General features: G+C 60.0%; 18 protein-coding genes. 9 read left to right on the top strand and 9 right to left on the bottom strand.

Annotated elements, in window-relative coordinates:
• Nucleotides 1-14: 14 nt before the first annotated feature.
• Nucleotides 15-1496 carry an anthranilate synthase component I gene (gene trpE, locus ABV589_RS11930; protein WP_367085932.1) on the top strand — a complete coding sequence of 494 codons (1482 nt, stop codon included), beginning with the start codon at nt 15-17 and terminating at the stop codon, nt 1494-1496.
• A 217-nt stretch (nt 1497-1713) separates the two neighbouring features.
• On the opposite strand, the gene estP is transcribed toward trpE, so the two are convergent.
• Entirely contained in the window at nt 1714-3624 is a 1911-nt protein-coding gene (gene estP / locus ABV589_RS11925) for an esterase EstP (RefSeq protein WP_367085931.1), read from the bottom strand.
• A 407-nt stretch (nt 3625-4031) separates the two neighbouring features.
• Here estP and ABV589_RS11920 point away from each other — a divergent pair, with 407 nt between their 5' ends.
• The 4 genes from ABV589_RS11920 (at nt 4032) to ABV589_RS11905 (ending at nt 7349) form a co-directional block, all read left to right on the top strand.
• Nucleotides 4032-4625, top strand: coding sequence for an aminodeoxychorismate/anthranilate synthase component II (locus tag ABV589_RS11920; RefSeq protein ID WP_007966434.1), 594 nt, complete (start codon nt 4032-4034; stop codon nt 4623-4625).
• A gap of 8 nt (nt 4626-4633) precedes the next feature.
• The gene (gene trpD, locus ABV589_RS11915) at nt 4634-5683 is read left to right on the top strand and encodes an anthranilate phosphoribosyltransferase (protein WP_003228800.1); all 1050 of its coding nucleotides are present in this window, start codon (nt 4634-4636) and stop codon (nt 5681-5683) included.
• Nucleotides 5680-6516 (top strand): indole-3-glycerol phosphate synthase TrpC, encoded by an 837-nt coding sequence (gene trpC / locus ABV589_RS11910; RefSeq protein WP_367085930.1) that lies wholly within the window; start codon nt 5680-5682, stop codon nt 6514-6516. Before trpD ends, trpC begins: the two co-directional genes overlap by 4 nt.
• Nucleotides 6517-6650: 134 nt before the next feature.
• Nucleotides 6651-7349: a lipoate--protein ligase family protein gene (locus tag ABV589_RS11905; RefSeq protein WP_367085929.1), complete on the top strand. Its 699-nt coding sequence runs from the start codon at nt 6651-6653 to the stop codon at nt 7347-7349.
• A gap of 10 nt (nt 7350-7359) precedes the next feature.
• Here ABV589_RS11905 and crp read toward each other — a convergent pair whose 3' ends face one another.
• The gene (gene crp, locus ABV589_RS11900; RefSeq protein ID WP_007966430.1) at nt 7360-8004 is read right to left on the bottom strand and encodes a cAMP-activated global transcriptional regulator CRP; all 645 of its coding nucleotides are present in this window, start codon (nt 8002-8004) and stop codon (nt 7360-7362) included.
• A gap of 237 nt (nt 8005-8241) precedes the next feature.
• Between crp and ABV589_RS11895 the strand changes: the two genes are divergently transcribed.
• Both ABV589_RS11895 and speD read left to right on the top strand, forming a co-directional pair.
• Nucleotides 8242-8664, top strand: a complete 423-nt coding sequence (locus ABV589_RS11895; protein WP_134828285.1) for an OsmC family protein — start codon at nt 8242-8244, stop codon at nt 8662-8664.
• A gap of 237 nt (nt 8665-8901) precedes the next feature.
• The gene (gene speD / locus ABV589_RS11890) at nt 8902-9696 is read left to right on the top strand and encodes an adenosylmethionine decarboxylase (RefSeq protein ID WP_003228791.1); all 795 of its coding nucleotides are present in this window, start codon (nt 8902-8904) and stop codon (nt 9694-9696) included.
• 117 nt (nt 9697-9813) lie between these two features.
• Here speD and coq7 read toward each other — a convergent pair whose 3' ends face one another.
• The 6 genes from coq7 to hemJ form a co-directional block, all read right to left on the bottom strand.
• Nucleotides 9814-10461, bottom strand: coding sequence for a 2-polyprenyl-3-methyl-6-methoxy-1,4-benzoquinone monooxygenase (gene coq7 / locus ABV589_RS11885; protein ID WP_007966428.1), 648 nt, complete (start codon nt 10459-10461; stop codon nt 9814-9816).
• Between the two features lie 199 nt (nt 10462-10660).
• Nucleotides 10661-10999 (bottom strand): histidine triad nucleotide-binding protein, encoded by a 339-nt coding sequence (locus ABV589_RS11880; protein WP_053124353.1) that lies wholly within the window; start codon nt 10997-10999, stop codon nt 10661-10663.
• 79 nt (nt 11000-11078) lie between these two features.
• Nucleotides 11079-11867 (bottom strand): SDR family oxidoreductase, encoded by a 789-nt coding sequence (locus tag ABV589_RS11875; RefSeq protein WP_367085927.1) that lies wholly within the window; start codon nt 11865-11867, stop codon nt 11079-11081.
• Nucleotides 11868-11928: 61 nt separating this feature from the next.
• Complete coding sequence (locus tag ABV589_RS11870; protein WP_367085926.1) at nt 11929-12876, bottom strand: DUF805 domain-containing protein; 948 nt, start codon at nt 12874-12876, stop codon at nt 11929-11931.
• Between the two features lie 79 nt (nt 12877-12955).
• Nucleotides 12956-13924: a nitronate monooxygenase family protein gene (locus ABV589_RS11865; RefSeq protein ID WP_367085925.1), complete on the bottom strand. Its 969-nt coding sequence runs from the start codon at nt 13922-13924 to the stop codon at nt 12956-12958.
• 35 nt (nt 13925-13959) lie between these two features.
• Nucleotides 13960-14388, bottom strand: coding sequence for a protoporphyrinogen oxidase HemJ (gene hemJ, locus ABV589_RS11860; RefSeq protein WP_367085923.1), 429 nt, complete (start codon nt 14386-14388; stop codon nt 13960-13962).
• A gap of 135 nt (nt 14389-14523) precedes the next feature.
• On the opposite strand from hemJ, the gene argC reads away from it, so the two are divergent.
• Nucleotides 14524-15558 (top strand): N-acetyl-gamma-glutamyl-phosphate reductase, encoded by a 1035-nt coding sequence (argC, locus tag ABV589_RS11855; RefSeq protein ID WP_007966420.1) that lies wholly within the window; start codon nt 14524-14526, stop codon nt 15556-15558.
• 168 nt (nt 15559-15726) lie between these two features.
• Nucleotides 15727-16077 carry an iron-sulfur cluster insertion protein ErpA gene (gene erpA / locus ABV589_RS11850; RefSeq protein ID WP_003228776.1) on the top strand — a complete coding sequence of 117 codons (351 nt, stop codon included), beginning with the start codon at nt 15727-15729 and terminating at the stop codon, nt 16075-16077.
• Nucleotides 16078-16152: 75 nt separating this feature from the next.
• On the opposite strand, the gene ABV589_RS11845 is transcribed toward erpA, so the two are convergent.
• Nucleotides 16153-17244, bottom strand: a complete 1092-nt coding sequence (locus tag ABV589_RS11845) for an anhydro-N-acetylmuramic acid kinase (RefSeq protein ID WP_367085921.1) — start codon at nt 17242-17244, stop codon at nt 16153-16155.
• Between the last annotated feature and the right edge of the window lie 3 nt (nt 17245-17247).

The following is a 17247-nucleotide window of genomic DNA, read 5'->3' as shown; positions in this document are numbered from 1 at the left end:
CCACGAGGCACCCCATGATCCGCGAAGAATTCCTGCGCCTGGCCGCTGACGGCTACAACCGCATTCCGTTGGCCTGCGAAACCCTGGCCGACTTTGACACCCCGCTGTCGATCTACCTGAAACTGGCCGACCAGCCCAACTCCTACCTGCTCGAATCGGTGCAGGGCGGCGAGAAGTGGGGCCGTTACTCGATCATCGGCCTGCCGTGCCGCACCGTACTGCGGGTGCACGACCATCACGTGAGCATCACCGTCGATGGCGTCGAGACCGAAAGCCATGACGTCGAAGACCCGCTGGCCTTCGTCGAAACCTTCAAGGCCCGCTATAACGTGCCGACCATCGCCGGTCTGCCGCGTTTCAATGGGGGGCTGGTCGGCTACTTCGGTTACGACTGCGTGCGTTATGTCGAGAAGCGTCTGGGCAAATGCCCGAACCCGGATCCACTGGGCGTGCCGGACATTCTGCTGATGGTCTCCGATGCGGTGGTGGTGTTCGACAACCTCGCCGGCAAGATGCACGCGATTGTGCTGGCCGACCCGGCGCAAGCCGACGCCTACGAGCAGGGCCAGGCGCAATTGCAGGAGCTGCTGGAAAAACTGCGCCAGCCGATCACCCCGCGCCGTGGCCTGGATTTCAGCAAGCAACAAGCGGCTGATCCGCTGTTCCGCTCCAGTTTCACCCAGAGCGACTACGAAAAAGCCGTCGACACTATCAAGGAATACATCCTCGCCGGTGACTGCATGCAGGTCGTGCCGTCGCAGCGCATGTCGATCGACTTCAAGGCCGCGCCGATCGATCTGTATCGTGCCCTGCGTTGCTTCAACCCGACGCCGTACATGTACTTCTTCAACTTCGGCGACTTCCACGTCGTCGGCAGTTCGCCAGAAGTGCTGGTGCGGGTCGAAGACAATTTGATCACCGTGCGCCCGATTGCCGGCACTCGTCCACGCGGAGCCACCGAAGAAGCGGATCTGGCGCTGGAAGAGGATTTGCTGTCGGACGACAAGGAGATCGCCGAACACTTGATGCTGATCGACCTCGGTCGTAACGACACTGGTCGGGTTTCGGAAATCGGCTCGGTGAAGCTCACCGAGAAAATGGTCATCGAGCGTTATTCCAACGTGATGCACATCGTCTCCAACGTCACCGGCCAATTGAAGGCCGGGCTGACTGCGATGGACGCGCTGCGGGCGATTCTGCCGGCGGGCACCTTGTCTGGCGCGCCGAAGATCCGTGCGATGGAAATCATCGACGAGCTGGAACCGGTCAAGCGTGGCGTGTATGGCGGTGCGGTCGGTTACTTCGCCTGGAACGGCAATATGGACACCGCGATTGCGATTCGCACCGCGGTGATCAAGAACGGCGAACTGCACGTGCAGGCCGGTGGCGGCATCGTCGCCGACTCGGTGCCGGCGCTGGAATGGGAAGAAACCCTGAACAAACGCCGCGCGATGTTCCGCGCCGTGGCCCTGGCTGAGCAGACCCCGGAGGCCTGATCCACGCAAAACCCTTGTAGGAGTGAGCCTGCTCGCGATTTCGGTCTGACATTCACCTTGATGTTGACTGTTCCACCGCCATCGCGAGCAGGCTCACTCCTACATTGGATTGTGTTCAACCAAAAAAAACGCGGCGCCTGTGAGGGCGCCGCGTTTTTTTATGCCTGCGCTAACCCTGTAGGAGCTGGCGCAGCCTGCGATCTTTCGCTTTTCAGCCTCAGAAATCGAGGCTGACCCCGACGTTCACCCCCTGCTGGGTAAAGTCATCATCCTTGCGCACGTTGTAGCTGGCGCGCAACGCCAGGTCCTGCGTGAGCTTGTGGCTCACGCCCAGGTTCAGGCGATTGAGGTTGGTCTGCGGCTCGTAGCCTTCGAGGGTGAAACGGTTGCCCGGCAGACTGTTAAGGTTGATGGTCAGATCCTGGCGGTCGTCGTTGTACTCACGCTCGTGAGCGAATTCGCCGAACACTTCGGTCTGCGCGGTGATCTGGTACTTGCCCTGGATACCCACGCCCAGACGCCGCGAGTTGCGCGACTGGTTGTCAAAAGTCAGCGCCGTGGAGTCAGCGCCTTTTTCCGAGTAGCCATCGACTTCGGTCTTGCCGAAGTCGGCGCTGACGAATGGCGACAGGTGCCACGGGCTGCTGGCCTGTTGCGCGATGTCGTAACCGATACGGCCACTGATCGCCAGCACGTAACCGTCGGTATCGCCTTTCTCCCCGCGCTCGTTGACCCCGAGCTGGAATTTACGCTTGAGGCTGTCGTAGTCGAGTTTGCCGGCGGTCATTGCCAGATCGCCCCACCAGCGGTCTTGCTGATACTGGGCGAACGCGGTGCCCATGTAGGAATTGAGTTTGTATTCCGAGTCGGCGTCGCCGGCTTCGAGTTTCTGGTGGTAGAGACCCGCGGCCACACCGACACGCCAGGCTTCGTTGACGCGATAGCTGCCGCCGATGTTCAGGTTATAGCCGTTGCCATCGGCGCTGGCTGCGCTGTGCTGGCTGTCGAAGTCCTGATGCTGACCGCCACCGGCAACAATCGCCCGCCATTGGCCGATGCCCTGCCAGTTTTCCCAGTCGGCCAGCCATTGATTACGCAGTTCATCCTGATGCGCGCGCAACGAACCTTGGGCCATTTCCGGCAACAGGGTCAGCTCCCAAGGGGCGGCCAGCAGCGAGTAGGCGTAGTCGGCAATCAAGCGCTGGCCGGCTTCGGTCGGGTGCACCGAGTCGTTGTAGATCAACTTGGTCGGATCCGGCGTGGCGCTGTTGATGCCGTACCGGGCGTTCTCGGTACAACTGTTGCCGCTGAAGCAGGTGGCCGTCAGGTTCTGGTCGGTCGCGAGGCCGAATTGCGCCGGGTTGGCGAAAGCCTCTTTGAGCAGCACCGGAATGTTCAGTGGAATGATTTCGGCGTTGATGCCCTGCAGCTGGCTGACCAGTTCGGTGTTGAACTGGGCGCTGAGCTGCGAGGTGAAGCCCTGCAGCGGCGAGCCGTTGATGGCCGGGGTCAGGCCGATGTCCGGCAGCAGCCAGACCATGATGTATTTGGCGCCGGCGCCTTGCAGCGTACGGGCGCTGTCGGCCAGGCGATCGGCCGCGGCGCTGGCCTGATCGAGGCTGAGCACGCGGCCCTGAAGGAAATCGTTGCCGCCCCCGGACAGGTAATACAGCGCGTTCGGATCGGCACGGAAGCCGTTCGACGGCAGATAACCGCTGCGGGTGCGTTCGCCGGTGGCGGACTGCGTGGTGATCGAGTCGAGAATCTGGTCAGTCCGGTAACCGCCCACCGCCCAGTTGTTGCCATTGGCCAGGCCTTCGCCGGCACGCACAGCCGAGGATGAGGAGGCGGTCTGGTCGGGGCTGAAACCCAGTTTGCCGCCGATGATCTGGGTGGCGTTGAGGTCGCGGTTTTCCCCGGTGCCGTCCTTGTACAGCGGGCCGGTGCGGTTGGTGTAGCGCTGCGTGGCACCGGCCGGGCCGCCGGTATCCCTGAAGGTCCCGGCGTCGTTCAGGCTGTCGCCGAACACAATGAAATTCGAATAGGGAGCGGGTGCTGCGTAGGCCTGGGCGCAAGCCATGGCGAGCAGGCAACCGGCAAGCGGTACAAACAACGTCTGTTTGATCATGAGCAAGTCCGTTTATTTATTGTTGTAGGTGAACGAAACGACAGTACCAAAAACTCCCGGCGTTTTGCCATCGGTCGCGAAGCCTCCCTTAGTTTTGTCCCCCGTCAGCCCCGCCATATTGCACGCTCCGCCCAGCTAAGTTACTGTGCCGGAACGTATGAACGAGACCTTCCCCGTGTTGATCGTCAGCAAACTTCTGGATCAAGTCATCAAGGCACACGCCCGTTGGCGTTGGCGCGCCTGAATCTTTTCTGCCGGCCCCGCCGGATCTGTATCGCTTTGCCTTCCTTGCCCGTTTGATATGCCGCTGTGCCGACGCCCTCTGCGCGTCCGACATCGTGCAGCGCCCTGCGGGCAAGTCACCTGAAGGCTGTCTTCAAGTCAGAATTCAAGAGGTTCGAAACGCCATGTTGCTGATGATCGACAACTACGACTCCTTTACTTACAACGTTGTGCAGTACCTCGGCGAGCTGGGTGCCGAGGTCAAGGTGGTGCGCAACGACGAACTGACCGTCGCCGAAATCGAAGCGCTCAACCCCGAGCGCATCGTGGTTTCGCCAGGCCCGTGCACGCCGACTGAAGCCGGCATTTCCATCGAGGCCATCAAGCATTTCGCCGGCAAACTGCCGATCCTCGGCGTCTGCCTCGGCCATCAGTCCATCGGTCAGGCCTTCGGCGGCGATGTGGTGCGTGCCCGCCAAGTGATGCACGGTAAGACTAGCCCGGTATTCCATGAGGACAAGGGCGTTTTTGCCGGTCTGAATCATCCGCTGACGGTCACCCGCTACCACTCGCTGATCGTCAAGCACGATACTTTGCCCGATTGCCTGGAGCTGACCGCGTGGACGCAGCACGACGACGGCAGCGTCGATGAAATCATGGGCCTGCGGCACAAGACCCTGAACATCGAGGGCGTACAGTTCCACCCCGAGTCGATCCTGACCGAACAGGGCCATGAACTGTTTGCCAACTTCCTCAAACAAACCGGCGGCACGCGCTAAGGACTCCCATGAACATCAAGACAGCCCTGAGCCGTATCGTCGAACACCTCGACCTCAGCACCGAAGAAATGCGCGACGTGATGCGCGAAATCATGACCGGCCAATGCACCGAAGCGCAGATCGGCGCATTCATGATGGCGATGCGCATGAAGAGCGAGAGCATCGACGAAATCGTCGGCGCGGTTTCGGTGATGCGTGAGCTGGCCGACCAGGTCGAACTCAAGACCCTCGACGGTGTGGTCGACGTGGTCGGTACCGGCGGTGACGGTGCGAACATTTTCAACGTGTCGACCGCATCCGCGTTTGTCGTCGCGGCAGCCGGTTGCACCGTGGCCAAGCACGGCAACCGTGCGGTGTCGGGAAAGAGCGGTAGCGCCGACTTGCTGGAGGCGGCCGGTATCTACCTGAACCTGACGCCGGTGCAGGTTGCCCGTTGCATCGACAACGTCGGCATCGGTTTCATGTTTGCCCAGACTCACCACAAAGCCATGAAGTACGCCGCCGGCCCGCGCCGCGATCTCGGCTTGCGTACACTGTTCAACATGCTCGGCCCGCTTACGAATCCGGCCGGTGTCAAACATCAGGTGGTGGGCGTGTTTACCCCTGCGCTGTGCCGGCCATTGGCCGAAGTCTTGCAGCGCCTGGGCAGCAAACATGTGCTGGTGGTGCATTCGAAGGACGGTCTGGACGAATTCAGCCTGGCCGCGCCGACCTTCGTCGCTGAACTGAAGAACAACGAGATCACTGAGTATTGGGTCGAGCCGGAAGATCTGGGCATGAAGAGCCAGAGCCTGCACGGCCTCTCGGTCGAAGGTCCGGAAGCATCGTTGGCGCTGATTCGCGATGCGCTGGGCAAGCGCAAGACCGAAAACGGCCAGAAAGCCGCCGAAATGATTGTGCTCAATGCCGGTGCAGCGCTGTACGCCGCCGACCTGGCCACGAGTTTGAAAGAAGGCGTGGCGCTTGCGCATGACGCTCTGCATACCGGCCTTGCTCGGGAAAAACTCGAGGAGCTGGGTGCCTTTACCGCGGTATTCAAAGTGGAGAATGAGGGATGAGTGTACCGACGGTTCTGGAAAACATTCTGGCGCGCAAAGTCCAGGAAGTCGCCGAGCGCAGTGCTCGCGTCAGCCTGAGCGAGCTGGAAAGTCTGGCCAAGGCGGCCGATGCACCCCGTGGTTTTGCCCAGGCATTGCTGGCGCAAGCGAAGAAGAAGCAGCCGGCGGTCATCGCTGAAATCAAGAAGGCTTCGCCGAGCAAGGGCGTGATCCGCGAGAATTTCGTGCCTGCCGACATCGCCAGGAGCTACGAGAAGGGCGGGGCGACCTGTCTTTCCGTGCTGACCGACATCGACTACTTCCAGGGCGCCGATGCCTACCTGCAACAGGCCCGCGCCGCGTGCAAACTGCCGGTGATCCGCAAGGACTTCATGATCGAGCCGTACCAGATCGTCGAAGCTCGCGCGCTGGGCGCCGACTGCGTGCTGTTGATCGTCTCCGCACTGGACGACGTGAAAATGGCCGAGCTGGCCTCGGTCGCCAAAGGCGTCGGTCTCGACGTGCTGGTTGAAGTGCACGACGGCGATGAGCTGGAACGCGCACTGAAAACCCTCGACACGCCGCTGGTCGGGATCAACAACCGCAACCTACACACCTTCGACGTCAGCCTGGAAACCACCCTCGACCTGCTGCCGCGAATCCCGCGTGATCGCTTGGTGATCACCGAGAGCGGCATTCTCAACCGTGCCGATGTCGAGCTGATGGAAATCAGCGACGTTTACGCGTTCCTGGTCGGCGAAGCGTTCATGCGCGCCGAAAGCCCGGGCACCGAACTGCAGCGCCTGTTCTTCCCGGAGCGTGGTGTGCCGGTCAGTGGTTCGACCCTCGACTGACTCAGTCAGACCTGTTAGACGCCATCGCGAGCAGGCTCACTCCTACACTTGGAATGCGTTCCCCCTGTAGGAGTGAGCCTGCTCGCGATGACGACATAAGATTCACCTCAGACTGAACGTCCTACGGAAACCTTATGATCCCTGCCTCCCTCACCATCGAAACCGGCCTGCAAGCCGAACAAGACTTGCTCGCCTCCATCTGCGCCGGCAACGCCGAATTCGGCCTGCTGTTCTGGCAACCCAGCGATCGCGCGCTAGTCATGCCACGCCGCCTCAATCGTCTGCCCGGTTTTGATCACGCCTGTGAAGTCTCCGCTGCTGCCGGTTGGCCAGTCTTGCTGCGGGAAACCGGTGGCGAACCGGTCCCGCAATCCGCTTCAACCATCAACATCGCGTTGGTCTACGCCCCGCCCCGCAGCGAGGGTGATCTGAATCGCATTGAAACCGGTTACCGGCGCCTGTGTGATCCGATCTGTGAATTGCTGGATGAGTTGGGTGGTGTGTCGTCGCTGGGCGAAATCGACGGTGCGTTCTGCGACGGCCGCTTCAACGTCAATCTCGACGGTCGCAAGATGGTCGGCACCGCTCAGCGCTGGCGTCAGAGCCAGGGTGGTCAGCGTCCGGTGGGGTTGGTGCACGGGGCGATGTTGATCGATAACGAGCGAGAGTCGATGGTCGCAGCGGTCAATCGCTTCAACGAGGCCTGCGGTCTGGAGCAGCGAGTGCGGGCTGAAAGCCACATCGCCCTGCATGAGAAGTTTGCCGCGCCAACGGCATTGGCGCGTCTTGATGAGCTGTTTCGGCTGATGCTGGCGCAGGTCTACAGCGCCTGATTTTGCGTGCTTAGCGCGTGCCGAAGACCACCATGGTCTTGCCTTTCACATCCACCAGGTTGCGTTCCTCAAGATCCTTGAGCACGCGACCGACCATCTCCCGCGAACAACCGACAATCCGCCCGATTTCCTGACGGGTCACCTTGATCTGCATGCCGTCCGGGTGGGTCATCGCGTCAGGCTGTTTGCACAGCTCCAGCAGGCAACGGGCCACACGGCCGGTGACGTCAAAGAACGCCAGGTCGCCGACCTTGCGTGTGGTATTGCGCAGGCGTTGGGCGATTTGTCCGCTGAGGACGTAAAGAATGTCGGGATCCTGCTGCGACAATTCGCGGAACTTCACGTAGCTGATTTCGGCGATTTCACATTCGACTTTCGCCCGCACCCAGGCACTGCGTTGTTGTTCCTGGCCCGCCTGCTCGAACAAACCCAGCTCGCCAAAGAAATCTCCGGCATTGAGGTAGGCGATGATCATTTCGCGACCGTCGTCGTCTTCAATCAGGATTGTTACCGAACCCTTGATGATGAAGTACAGCGTGTCCGAGCGATCGCCGGCGCAGATGATGTTGCTCTTGGCCGCATGGCGACGGCGCTGGCAATGCATCAACAGCTTGTCGAGGTTCTTGATTTTGGGTGTGGGGGTAATAGCAACCATGGTTGTATCCCGAAAAGACTGCACGGTGATGTTTGGTTTTTTTATGAGGCGCTGAAGGCGGTCGCTACAGGCTGACAATTGGCGCCAGCGAATTGGCGCCAGCTTACCAGACACTTCGTCGAAAATTCGAGAAATTACCTACGCAGCAGAGGCATCCGTCCTAGGAACGCCGGGCGCTGTCAGAGCAGGGGCCTGTGCTAAGCTGGCGACCCTTTTTTCTACAGTGGAGTCTTGGCGATGAAGGCACGCATCCAATGGGCTGGCGAAGCCATGTTCCTCGGCGAGTCCGGCAGCGGTCATGTTGTGGTCATGGACGGTCCGCCGGACGCCGGTGGTCGTAATCTGGGTGTTCGCCCGATGGAAATGCTCCTGCTGGGCGTTGGCGGTTGCAGCAACTTCGACGTGGTCAGCATCCTGAAGAAGTCGCGTCAGGCGGTTGAAAGCTGCGAAGCGTTCCTCGAAGCCGAGCGCGCGACCGAAGATCCGAAGGTGTTCACCAAGATCCACATGCACTTCGTGGTCAAGGGCCGGGCCCTGAAAGAAGCCCAGGTCAAGCGTGCCATCGAGCTGTCTGCCGAGAAGTATTGCTCGGCGTCGATCATGCTCGGCGCGGCAGGCGTGGCGATCACTCACGATTACGAAATCGTCGAACTCGGTTGAACCGACATTCAACTATCATAAAAGCAGTGCAGACTCTGGCGATCCCTCGCTGACGTCTGCATAATGCGCCACTTTTTTCAGGGCAGTGATCGGTCAACCGACGGATCGTCCGCCTGAACAGATAACCAAAATCGCCATCGCGAAGAGGTGTTAACCGTCCTACGCAGGTGCGTTGTTCGCACTTGACGGGCATGCTTGATCACGCGGCTGCGCCGCATACATAGAGAGTTTTTAACGGTGAAAAGCAAACTCAAGCTCCACGGGTTCAATAACCTGACAAAGACCTTGAGCTTCAACATCTATGACATCTGCTACGCGGAAACCCCGCAAGACCAGCAGGCTTACGTCGAGTACATCAATCAAGAGTACAACGCCGAACGCCTGACGCAGATCCTCACGGAAGTTGTCGAAATCATTGGTGCCAACATTCTGAACATCGCGAGTCAGAACTATGAGCCTCAGGGTGCCAGCGTCACGATTCTGATCTCGGAAGAGCCGGTGACCCCGACTGACAGCCAGATCGAAGAGTCCCCGGGTCCATTGCCCGAAATCATCCTTGCCCACCTCGACAAGAGCCACATCACGGTGCATACCTATCCGGAAATCCATCCGGACGCCGGTATCGCGACGTTCCGTGTGGACATCGACGTGTCGACCTGTGGTGTCATTTCACCGCTTAAAGCGCTCAACTTCCTCATTCACCAGTTCGATTCGGACATCGTGACTGTGGATTACCGTGTGCGCGGCTTCACCCGTGACGTTGAAGGCAACAAGCACTTCATCGACCACGAGATCAACTCGATCCAGAACTACCTTTCCGAAGACACTCGCGACGCGTATCAGATGACCGACGTGAACGTGTACCAGGAAAACCTGTTCCACACCAAAATGCTGCTGAAGAACTTCGAACTGGACAACTACCTGTTCGGCGACGCCACCAGCAATCTGTCCTCCGAGCAGCGTGCTCAGGTGACCGAGCGGGTGAAACACGAAATGCTGGAAATCTTCTACGCACGCAACATGCCGACGTAAGATTCCCGGGCACAAAAAAAGGCGACTTCGGTCGCCTTTTTTAATGCCTGCCGCATGCCCCCTCCCCCTGTAGGAGCGAGCCTGCTCGCGAAGGGGCCTTCAGCAGCAATACCGATCTCAGATCCGATAAGTACTCTTGGTCATTACCTTCGCCAACAGACTCATCCCGAACTTCACCGGCGCCGGAAAACGGAAACCACCCGCATCCAGTGCACTCTCCGCATGATGTTCTTCATCAATGCGCATCTGCTCCAGAATTGCCCGGGACTTTTCGTCCTCGGCCGGCAATTGCTCAAGGTGCTCGTTCAAGTGCTTGCACACCTGATGTTCGGTGGCTGCGACGAAACCGAGGCTGACCTTGTCACTGATCAGACCGGCCACAGCGCCGATGCCGAACGACATTCCATAGAACAGCGGATTGAGCACGCTGGTGTGACTGCCCAGCTGATGGATGCGCTGCTCGCACCACACCAGATGATCGATTTCTTCTTCGGCGGCATGTTCCATGGCGGCACGCACCTGCGGCAACTTGGCGGTCAGCGCCTGGCCCTGATACAGCGCTTGGGCGCAGACTTCACCGGTGTGGTTGATGCGCATCAGGCCGGCGACATGGCGGGTGTCTTCGTCGCTCATCTGCACTTCCGGCTGGACGATGGCGGGTGACGGACGGTATGGCTGGCCGCTGAAGGGCAGCAGGGTGCGCATCGCGGCATCGGCTTGCAGCAGAAGACGGTCAATCGGCGAGTAGTGACGTTGGGTAGTCATGCTGACCTCCGGGAAAAATCTCGACGGCCAGTTTAACCGAATCGGCCGGGGAAGGTTTGCGCTGGGTCATCAGTCGCACTGGATGTGCTTTTTGCTTTATGCAGGAGCTGCCGAAGGCTGCGATCTTTTGATCTAGTTTTGATACTCGAAGATCAAGAGATCGCAGCCTTCGGGAGCTCCTGTACGGGTTTGCGGTGAATCAGCCCGGCGGCCAGTTCATCTGACGCTGACCCAGTACGTGCATATGAATGTGATAGACGGTCTGCCCACCTTTTTCATTGCAGTTCATCACCACCCGGAAGCCGTCCTCGCAACCCAGTTCCAGCGCCAGGCGCTGGGCGGTGAACAGGATGTGCCCGGCCAGAGCCTTGTCGTCTTCGGTCAGGTCGTTGAGGGTGCGCACCGGTTTCTTCGGGATCACCAGAAAGTGCACCGGAGCCTGAGGGGCGATGTCGTGGAACGCCAGAACCTGGTCGTCCTCGTAGATGATCTTGGCCGGAATCTCCCGGTTGATGATCTTGGTGAACAGAGTATCCACTGCTGTTTTCTCCGTTGTGGGGGCTGGCCTGAGTGTACTCATGGGGAATGACCCCGCCCAGTGTTTTGCCGTAGACAGTTCAGCGCGGGCAGTAAGCCTTGTTGAGCATGCCGACGATGGTGCGATTGAGCCAGCGCGAGCCGAGACGCGGCAGGAAGGCCAGCCAGCGGTTGCGCCGTCCCGGAATGATGATGGCGCGGTTTTTCTCCAGCGCACGTACGGTGTACAGCGCGACTTCCTCGGGACTCATCAGCAGTTTGCTGTCCTTGAGTTTGTCGCTGTTGAGCTGTGCGGTGCGGAAGAACGCGGTACGGGTGGGGCCGGGGCAGAGCACCGAGACCTTGACCGCGCTCTGTTTCAGCTCAACCCGCAGCGCTTCGGAAAAGTGCAACACATACGCCTTGCTGGCGTAGTAGGTACTCATCCACGGGCCAGGATTGAACGCTGCCATCGAGGCGACATTGAGAATCTGCCCGCCGCCCTGCAGCGCCATGCTGTTGCCAATGGCGTGGCACAGGCGGGTGAGGGCGAGGATGTTGACTTCGATCAGGTCCTGCTCAGTCATCCAGTCCTGGGCCAGGAACGGCCCGCAGGTGCCGATGCCGGCGCAATTGACCAGCAGATCAATCTGCCGGTCGCCTTCTTCCAGTTCCAGCAAAAAGCCGGACAGGCGCAAAGGCTCACCAAGGTCGCAGGCACGAAACAGGACTTCCACGCCAAAGCGCTGGGTCAGTTCGATCGCGATGCTTTCCAGCTGATCACGCTGTCGGGCCACCAGAATCAGGCTGCGGCCGCGCCGGGCCAGAGCTTCGGCCATGGCCAGGCCGATGCCACTGGAGGCGCCGGTGATCAGAGCGTAACGGGTCATGCAATTCTCCATCGCAACAGCCCCGCGCCAGCGACGCAGGTGTCACGGCGGGGAGCGTTGTTCATTCTTTCGCAGAGTCTACAGGGGCCGGGGGCGCTTCGGCTGCATCGTCCACGGAATTCGCCGGTTCAGTCTCGACCTCGACTTCATCGGTGGTGACCGAGCCGCTTTCATAGCTGCTTTCGAGGTTGGTTTCATATTCTTGCTGAATGGCTGAAATACCGCCGAGCATGCCGCCGGCAAACACCAGGGCGAAGAACACGATCCAGAGCGAACACAGCACTTTGACCGCCGTACTGTTGGGTGGCGGTGGCGGGCCGTAACGGTTGGTGCCGGTGTTGCCCGGCACGACCATGATCACCAGCGGGAAGAAGCTGCCCACGAACGGTACCAGGTTCAGCAGCCAGAGCCAGCCGGACCAGCCGATGTCGTGCAGGCGCTGCACGCTGAACAGAATGCTGACAATGATGAAGCCGAGGAACAGGAAGAACGCGAATATCCCACCGATGATCAGGCCGGTGGTGTTGTCGCCGCTGACCAGTCCCAGACCGATAAATGCGAATATCGCCACGATTGGCAAAGTCACCAGACTCAGCACCATGGTCCAGGCCAGAAAGCGCAGGCGACCGATCCGGCCTTCGACGCTGAAGGGCTTGAGGGCAGCGAATGCTGGCAGGTTCTCGCCAACGTTGGCCCGAGGGGGCGCGTAAGGTGAGACGGGGTCGTTGAAGGTCGCCGGTTGTTCATGCACGTCCGAAAGACTCAGTTCGATCGCCGTCTCGCTTTCGATCCGTGCGTCGATGCCGGTTTTGCTCAGTGCTTGCAGATAAGTTTGCGCATCGCTGTGGGTCAGGTCGCGTTTGAGGGCGACGGTGCTGCCGTTGAACAGGCGCTCGATGGCGACAACATCGCTTTTGAACAGGGCCGCCAGATTGAGCTTGGCGGTGGTGAGATCGACACCGGGCTGTAGAGCACCGTCGAAAACGATCTTGTAGCGAGGTTCGCTCATGGCCGAGGCATCCTTGTCGCGAATGAATTGAAGGTCAGCAAGTGTAAGGCCAGTCGGACGGTGACTGGCCTGATTTTTCTCAGCGAGGCCAGCGTTTCGGCAACTGCGCCGCGCGTTCCAGCGCCTGACGATATTCCGCGTCGAGACGGGCAATCAACTGGTTCACGCTCGGCAGGTCGTCAATTTGCCCTACGCCCTGGCCGGCCGACCACACGGTCTTCCACGCCTTGGCTTCGTCGTTGATCGGTTTGAGCTTGTCGCCGAAATTGACCTCGCCCTTGCCTTGCAGCGCGGCCATGTCGAAACCCGCCGCCTCCAGGCTTTGACGCATGAAGCTGGCCGGTACGCCAGAGACTGCAGGCGTATGAATGATGTCCGCCGCCTTGGCCGTCAGCAGCATCTCCTTGTACGCGTCAGGCGCATGACTTTCGGTGGTGCCGATAAATCGCGTGCCGAAGTAGGCCAGATCCGCGCCAAGCAGTTGTGCAGCCAGAATCTCATGGCCGTGGTTAAGACATCCTGCAAGCAACAGGGTTTTATCGAAGAACTCGCGGATTTCGGCAATCAGCGCAAACGGGCTCCAGGTGCCGGCATGGCCGCCGGCGCCGGCCGCAACCGCGATCAAACCGTCGACTCCGGCTTCGGCGGCTTTCTCGGCATGCCTGCGGGTGGTCACGTCGTGGAACACCAGACCGCCGTAGCTGTGCACGGCATCAACCAGCTCCTTCACCGCGCCGAGGCTGGTGATGACAATCGGCACCTTGTGTTCGACGCAGATGTTCAGATCAGCCTGCAGACGCGGGTTGCTGTTGTGCACGATCAGGTTCACTGCATACGGCGCCGGGCTGTCCAGTGTCGCCAGGCCCGCTTCAATCTCCTCCAGCCAGGCCTTGAAGCCGCTGCTTTCGCGCTGGTTCAGCGCCGGGAAGCTGCCAACCACGCCGTTACGGCAGCAGGCGAGAACCAGCTCCGGGTTGGAAATCAGGAACATCGGCGCCGCTACCACGGGCAGACGCAGACGTTGTTCGAGCAAAGCGGGCAGCGACATTGGAAATCCCCCGAGGTGTGATGCCTGTTATGAAATTAGAACGGCTTGACCACGACCAGAATTACGATAGCCAGCAATAGCAGAACCGGCACTTCATTGAACCAGCGATAAAAGACATGGCTGCGGGTGTTCTCGCCACGGGCGAAGCGTTTTACCTGCGCGCCGCACATGTGGTGGTAGCCGATCAGCAGGACCACCAGCGTCAGCTTGGCGTGAATCCAGCCGCCCATGCTGAAGATGCCCGGGTTGAGGTAGATCAGCCAGCCGCCGAAAATCAGCGTGGCGATCATCGCCGGGCCCATGATGCCGCGATACAGCTTGCGCTCCATGACGCTGAAGCGCTCCTTGCTGAGCGTGTCTTCACTTTGTGCGTGATAAACGAACAGCCGCGGCAGGTAGAACAGCCCGGCAAACCAGCACACGACGCTGACGATGTGAAAGGCTTTGATCCATAGATAGAGCATTTTTGGTTATTCCCAGGTTCACGGTAGCCGGGATAGTAGAGGCTTGAGCGTCCGCACGTCACCTTGATGGTTGTCGCAGGGGCGCGCGGCCCCTATTATCGACGGCTTTCCAGTGGGTTCGTTGAGGGCAGGTTTATGGTCAAGGTCGGTATCGTCGGCGGCACGGGTTACACCGGTGTCGAACTGCTGCGTCTGTTGGCACAGCATCCGCAGGCAGAAGTGGTGGTGATCACTTCCCGATCCGAGGCCGGTCTGGCCGTGGCTGACATGTACCCGAACCTGCGCGGTCACTACGACGGTCTGGCGTTCAGCGTACCGGACATCAAAACCCTGGGTGCGTGTGATGTGGTGTTCTTCGCCACCCCGCACGGCGTTGCCCATGCGTTGGCCGGTGAACTGTTGGCGGCGGGCACCAAGGTCATCGACCTGTCCGCGGACTTCCGTCTGCAGGACGCGGAAGAATGGGCCAAATGGTACGGCCAGCCGCACGGTGCGCCGGCGTTGCTGGACGAAGCGGTCTACGGCCTGCCGGAAGTCAATCGCGAGCAGATCAAGAAGGCTCGTCTGATCGCTGTGCCGGGTTGCTATCCAACCGCCACACAATTGGGTTTCCTGCCGCTGCTTGAAGCGGGTCTGGCTGACACATCACGCCTGATCGCCGACTGCAAATCCGGCGTCAGCGGTGCCGGGCGCGGTGCTTCTGTAGGCTCGCTGTACTCCGAGACGTCGGAAAGCATGAAGGCTTACGCGGTGAAAGGTCACCGTCATCTGCCGGAAATTCGCCAGGGCCTGCGTCGTGCCGCGGGTAAGGACGTCGGTCTGACCTTCGTCCCGCACCTGACCCCGATGATCCGTGGCATTCACTCCACGCTCTATGCGACCGTGGTCGATCGTTCGGTGGATCTGCAGGCACTGTTCGAAAAGCGCTATGCCAACGAGCCGTTCGTCGATGTGATGCCGGCCGGCAGCCATCCGGAAACTCGCAGCGTACGTGGCGCCAACGTCTGCCGCATCGCTGTTCACCGTCCGCAGGATGGTGATCTGGTGGTGGTGCTGTCGGTGATCGACAACCTGGTCAAAGGCGCGTCGGGTCAGGCGGTGCAGAACATGAACATTCTGTTCGGCCTGGATGAGCGCTTCGGTCTGTCCCACGCCGGTATGCTGCCGTAACACTTTCGGCAACACAGCAAAAAGGCCCGTCAAACGGGCCTTTTTGCATTCTGGGCAGTTGGTCGGGTTTATTGATATACCGTAACAATAGTTGACCGATTTTCTAGGACAAGCGGATAATGCGCGTCATCACGCATTATGGCGGCGTAACGCCGGGAGATAGTCAGCATGAGCGTCGAATCCTTCACCCCCACGGCTTTGCAATTCACTCAAGGTGCTGCGCACAAGGTGAAGAGCCTGGTCGATGAAGAGGGGAATGATCGCTTGAAGCTGCGCGTATTCGTTACGGGCGGCGGTTGTTCAGGGTTTCAGTACGGCTTCACTTTCGATGAAGATGTGGCCGAGGATGACACCATCGTCGAGCGCGAAGGCGTGAGCCTGGTGGTCGATCCGATGAGCTTCCAGTACCTGGCCGGTGCCGAAGTCGACTACCAGGAAGGTCTGGAAGGGTCGCGCTTCGTGATCAAGAACCCGAACGCCACCACTACTTGTGGTTGCGGCTCTTCGTTCTCGATCTGATCGCACCTCGCTGCACACAATAAAACGCCGCAGAGCCTTACGGTTCTGCGGCGTTTTTTGTTGCCTGTCTTTTGTTCAGTTGGGGTAGATGGCGCCGAGTACCCGCAGGCCTTTGGCGCCGGTGACGCTCGGGCGATTGGCGGCAATGCCTTCGAGGCAGCAATGGGCCAGCCAGGCGAAGGCCATTGCCTCGACCCAGTCCGGATCGACACCGTGAGTGGCGCTGCTGGCGACGGTAGCGTTCGGCAGCAGGTCGGCAAGACGCTTCATCAGCGTTGCGTTATGAGCGCCACCGCCGCAGACCAGCATTTCCCGGGTATCGGATTGAGCGCTTTGCAGCGACTCGACGATGGTCAGTGCCGTCAGTTCGAGCAGTGTTGCCTGAACGTTTTCACTCGCAAAGGTCGGCAATTTTGCTAGGTGTTGTTCCAGCCACGGCAGGTTGAACACTTCCCGGCCAGTGCTCTTCGGGCCTTTGGTCACGAAGAACGGATCACTGAGCAAGGCGTTCAGCAAGGCTGGTTCGACTGTGCCGGTGGCTGCCCACTGGCCGTTGCGATCAAAGTTCTCGCCGCGTTGCCGATGTATCCAGGCATCCATCAGCACATTCCCGGGGCCGCAGTCGAAACCGGCTACAGGCCTGGTCGGTTCTATCAGACTCAGATTGCTGAAACCGCCGACATTCAACACTGCACGGTTACCGCGACGCTCTTCGAACAAAGCCTCATGGAAGGCTGGCACCAGTGGGGCGCCCTGGCCGCCGGCAGCTACATCGCGGCTGCGGAAGTCGCTGACCACGGTAATGCCGGTCAGCTCTGTCAGCAGTGCAGGATTGCCGATCTGCACGGTGAAGCCGCGAGCGGGTTCATGGCGAATGGTCTGGCCATGGCTGCCGATGGCACGAATGGCTTCAGGCTTCAGTTTCTGCTGATCGAGGAGGTTATGGATACCTTGTGCGGCGAGTTTGACCCAGTGCTGCTGGGCGATTGCCGAGCGGGCGATCTCGTCGGGGCCGCTGGCGCACAAGCCAAGCAGCTCGGCGCGCAGGGAATCAGGCATGGGGATGTAATGCGTGGCGATCAATTTGATCGCCGAGGTCTGCTCGATCAGGGCGATGTCCAGCCCATCGAGACTGGTGCCGGACATCACGCCGATATACAGAGCCATGGC

The sequence above is a fragment of the Pseudomonas sp. HOU2 genome, assembly GCF_040729435.1.
Lineage (GTDB): Bacteria > Pseudomonadota > Gammaproteobacteria > Pseudomonadales > Pseudomonadaceae > Aquipseudomonas.
The sequence above is the reverse complement of the archived record's forward strand: the minus strand, read 5'-3'. Positions and strand labels throughout refer to the sequence as shown.

Bases quoted from the DNA above. Each gene is read 5' to 3' on its own strand.
- trpE (WP_367085932.1), top strand. From the start codon at position 15: ATGATCCGCGAAGAATTCCTGCGCCTGGCCGCTGACGGCTACAACCGC.
- estP (WP_367085931.1), bottom strand. From the start codon at position 3,624: ATGATCAAACAGACGTTGTTTGTACCGCTTGCCGGTTGCCTGCTCGCC.
- ABV589_RS11920 (WP_007966434.1), top strand. From the start codon at position 4,032: ATGTTGCTGATGATCGACAACTACGACTCCTTTACTTACAACGTTGTG.
- trpD (WP_003228800.1), top strand. From the start codon at position 4,634: ATGAACATCAAGACAGCCCTGAGCCGTATCGTCGAACACCTCGACCTC.
- trpC (WP_367085930.1), top strand. From the start codon at position 5,680: ATGAGTGTACCGACGGTTCTGGAAAACATTCTGGCGCGCAAAGTCCAG.
- ABV589_RS11905 (WP_367085929.1), top strand. From the start codon at position 6,651: ATGATCCCTGCCTCCCTCACCATCGAAACCGGCCTGCAAGCCGAACAA.
- crp (WP_007966430.1), bottom strand. From the start codon at position 8,004: ATGGTTGCTATTACCCCCACACCCAAAATCAAGAACCTCGACAAGCTG.
- ABV589_RS11895 (WP_134828285.1), top strand. From the start codon at position 8,242: ATGAAGGCACGCATCCAATGGGCTGGCGAAGCCATGTTCCTCGGCGAG.
- coq7 (WP_007966428.1), bottom strand. From the start codon at position 10,461: ATGACTACCCAACGTCACTACTCGCCGATTGACCGTCTTCTGCTGCAA.
- ABV589_RS11875 (WP_367085927.1), bottom strand. From the start codon at position 11,867: ATGACCCGTTACGCTCTGATCACCGGCGCCTCCAGTGGCATCGGCCTG.
- ABV589_RS11870 (WP_367085926.1), bottom strand. From the start codon at position 12,876: ATGAGCGAACCTCGCTACAAGATCGTTTTCGACGGTGCTCTACAGCCC.
- ABV589_RS11865 (WP_367085925.1), bottom strand. From the start codon at position 13,924: ATGTCGCTGCCCGCTTTGCTCGAACAACGTCTGCGTCTGCCCGTGGTA.
- hemJ (WP_367085923.1), bottom strand. From the start codon at position 14,388: ATGCTCTATCTATGGATCAAAGCCTTTCACATCGTCAGCGTCGTGTGC.
- argC (WP_007966420.1), top strand. From the start codon at position 14,524: ATGGTCAAGGTCGGTATCGTCGGCGGCACGGGTTACACCGGTGTCGAA.
- erpA (WP_003228776.1), top strand. From the start codon at position 15,727: ATGAGCGTCGAATCCTTCACCCCCACGGCTTTGCAATTCACTCAAGGT.
- ABV589_RS11845 (WP_367085921.1), bottom strand. From the start codon at position 17,244: ATGGCTCTGTATATCGGCGTGATGTCCGGCACCAGTCTCGATGGGCTG.